General features: G+C 52.5%; 3 protein-coding genes. All 3 read right to left on the minus strand.

Annotated features, from left to right (window positions below):
* Positions 1-142: 142 nt before the first annotated feature.
* The gene (locus VMT71_15420) at positions 143-709 is read right to left on the minus strand and encodes a hypothetical protein (GenBank protein HVN25362.1); all 567 of its coding nucleotides are present in this window, start codon (positions 707-709) and stop codon (positions 143-145) included.
* 2 nt (positions 710-711) lie between these two features.
* Positions 712-2,694 carry an aldehyde ferredoxin oxidoreductase N-terminal domain-containing protein gene (locus VMT71_15425; protein ID HVN25363.1) on the minus strand — a complete coding sequence of 661 codons (1,983 nt, stop codon included), beginning with the start codon at positions 2,692-2,694 and terminating at the stop codon, positions 712-714.
* A 64-nt stretch (positions 2,695-2,758) separates the two neighbouring features.
* Positions 2,759-2,965: a hypothetical protein gene (locus tag VMT71_15430; protein ID HVN25364.1), complete on the minus strand. Its 207-nt coding sequence runs from the start codon at positions 2,963-2,965 to the stop codon at positions 2,759-2,761.
* Between the last annotated feature and the right edge of the window lie 375 nt (positions 2,966-3,340).

Consider the following 3,340-nt stretch of genomic DNA (forward strand, 5'->3'; position numbering starts at 1 on the left):
GCTTGCGCATAGAGAACTTCCGTACCCTGTTCCAGGGGCAGACCGTGTCGCACTTGCCGCACTGGTAGCAGAACTTGACGGCGTCTCCGCCTTTCTCTTTTACCTCATCTATGACTTCTTTAAAGGGGGCTACGGTTTCCATTTAACCTTTCTTTCCCATGCGGGCAACAGCGTCCATGACGTTCTTGTGGCCGTATTTCTTTATGAGTACTTCCAACCCTACCTTCATCTCCGCGCGCTTCTCTTGTTTTTCTTCAGCCAGCGCTACTGGCATTACCTCTTCCTTTTCTTCGTAGGTCAGCGCACCAAACGTGCATGCGTCAACACACATAGGTTTTTCGAGAGGCGGCTCATTCTCACACATATCGCATTTAAGGGGCAAACCTGAGTCAGGTTCCTTGAAGGCATCTCTCGACGGGCAAGATGCCGGGCAGAACGTGCACTCGCTGTATTCTTTACCGTCAATCACGTACTTGTTTCTCCCGTTACATTCCGCCTGGGCATAGTCGCCGGCTCTGATGGGTACAAAGATATCCTGCACTTCGTCCTGGATGACCATGATGCGGGAGCGTGCAGCGTTAATCGAGCTGTATTTCGGCACGGCGTGGAAGGCGGAACACGCGATCTCGCACGCTCGGCAGCCGACACATTTCTTGGTGTCCACCTTTATTTCTTTGACTATTCTTGTCTTTCTTCCGTTGTCGTCCACAGTTACGCCCCCTTCTGCAGTACTTCTTCCTTGAACTGTTCCTTGCCACGGTCATCGTTGAGCGCCGTGACGTCGTTGCCGGTCAGAACGCCCCTCTTGATGAGGTCTTCCGCCACATAGCCCATGCCCAGTTTCTCCAAGGTTTCTTTGGTGGGAATTCCATCCCAGGTCCACCCTTTGAAGTCATAATACTGAGTCAAGAGCTGCTGCTCATACTTTTCATTCCTGACCGCCCAGTGATCCTCCGGCGGCCGCTCCATGAATCTTCTCAGGCCCAACCTGCTATTAAGGGCCCTGATCAGTGTCCGGTTCCTCTGGAAGCATTCCCAGAGCCTGTCTTTGTCGAATTCCCAGCCTGTCGCGTGGGTGATGATCTGCGGCATGTTCCACACGTGATAGCCGGTGGTGCCGCCAAACTGACCACGGAACGAAGAGACGAATCCACAGAAGCCCAACGAATCATCCAGGTAATGCATGCACTCATTCCAATCGGTAATTTCGATCATGGCCTTGGCCGGCAGTTCATCACGCTTCTTCCACTGCCGGAAATACTCGTGGAACTTCTTGTCCGGAACAGCGACCCATTTCCTGATGAACTCTTCCCTCATCTCGTCATCAGCAATCGGGTCCTGGGGGAAGGAGCCCTCAATCTGGGTGATCGCCATATCCTCACCGGTGGCGATCATAAGGAAGTAGGCGGGGTTGAGTTTGCCGAGTTTTATCGGCAGCTGCTCGAACTTCTTGACGGTGTTGTGATCGAATTTTTCAGCACCGTTACCAATGATCGCAGCCGCACCGGAAATACCATGGGCGAGAACATCTCCGATGCCTTCCCTGTTCGCGATAATATTGAGCATATAATAGAACCGTTGCCTGGTGTCGGAGGGCATCCCCGGAAAATCCTTTTCCGTCAGGATCCCGGCATCAAGTAACTCTAGCGCAAAAGCGATAAGCTGCGGGGTTGAGTAGGAATCAAACCCCAGGTCCTGCGAAACGCCGAGTATCTCGTAGGTAAAGTCCAGTTCCTGGAAGGAAGCCATATGGTAGGTGTCTTTGCCGTAGCACTTGTACGAGAATCTGCGCCGGTTCGGCCACTTGATGACATTGTGGCACGCCTTCGGGCAGTTCCAGCAGCCTGTCTGGCGGCTCATGTGGTCATACTTCAGGTTCCGCCAACGCTCCTCCAAGGAGGCGCTCCAGAATGTCTTGCGGCGCACGCGGGCATTGCCCCATGCAAAGTTGTTGTGGTGGAAGCTGTCATCTTCATCGACAGCCATCCAGTCCCCGATATTCGGGTTCGCATCCAGCTCCTTCCGGAGGCGTGAACACATCTCCCACATTTCTTTCGGGTGGGCGATATTCACGTCCTTGGTCCCCCGGATTGCGATCGCCTTCAGCTTTTTGGCTCCCATGACCGGACCAGGCGTTCTGGCCGCGCTGGAGTTACCGCAATCGATGGACGCAGTCATGACCCGATTTTCTCCGGCCGGACCAATAGCAGCCACCCAGGCTCTTTTGTCTCCAAGCTCTTCCTGGATCAGACGTTGCGTGTCATACATGCCTTTTCCGCGGAGATGCCTAGCATCACGTATCTCCACCTTGTCGTTATGGATCGCCAGGTAGACCAGATCGGGCGCTTCGCCCTTAACAATTATTCTGTCATATCCGGCCATCTTCATTTCCGCCCCGAAAAATCCGCCCATCAAGGAATGGCCAAACAACCCATTGACCGGAGCGATGGTATTGACTGACACGCGATTCGCGCCGGGGACGCATGTGCCGTTCAGAAGCCCGTTACCGAAGATGAGGAGATTGTCGGGAGACCATGGGTCGGTGCCCGGAGGAACCCTGTCAAACAGAATCTTGGCATCCATGCCATTGCCGCCCAGGAACAATGCCGTGTCTTTCGGATCGGTCTCTACCTTATCGATGCTTCCCCGTGACAAATCAACTTCCAATTGAAATCCTGTTTCAGCGTACCTCATTTTTACCCCTCTACGTCCCTTGTGTCTGGCTGAGCCGGTTATTCATATTTGTTTGCACGGCACTCTAGTGGCGTGCCGTCATTGAACCGTGGCCACCTTTCTTTTCCTTTACTTTGGGCCTTCCCGCTTCCCGTGCTTCAGGCGCTACAGGAGTCTCTGTGATCGGAAGCAGCCAAATCACTTCGTGGAAAGAATCCCTCACCATCTTCTCTGCAGTTTCTATGTCCGGGGCTTCGATCTCCCTCATACTGCAGTAAACTCTGAAATGCATGACGTACCCTCCTCCTGTAATCAGCTAATAGATATGCGGGAATAGCAGATTTATTAACTGCGGGACAAATTTGTGGTTCTATCTGGAGAACATACGTTTACTATAACAAACGATCAACGATTTGTCAAGAAAAAACTGCATATAGACTGTATACAATGAGCGGCACAAGGAGCACCAATTTTTTGGGGAAAAAAGGTGTTTGCAAAATGTTTTAATTTTGTGTATTGTTTCACAACCACACGACCTATCACGGAAGGAGGCTAGCTATGGAGATCGGGAGGGAGATTTTCTGGAACGTCGGCCAGGGGGCGCGCTGGATCACCTACGGGCTCATGGTGGTGATGTTCATCGTCGTCATCTATGGATTGAAGCAGC

Source organism: Syntrophorhabdales bacterium (assembly GCA_035541455.1).
In the GTDB taxonomy this organism is placed as follows: domain Bacteria; phylum Desulfobacterota; class Syntrophorhabdia; order Syntrophorhabdales; family WCHB1-27; genus JADGQN01.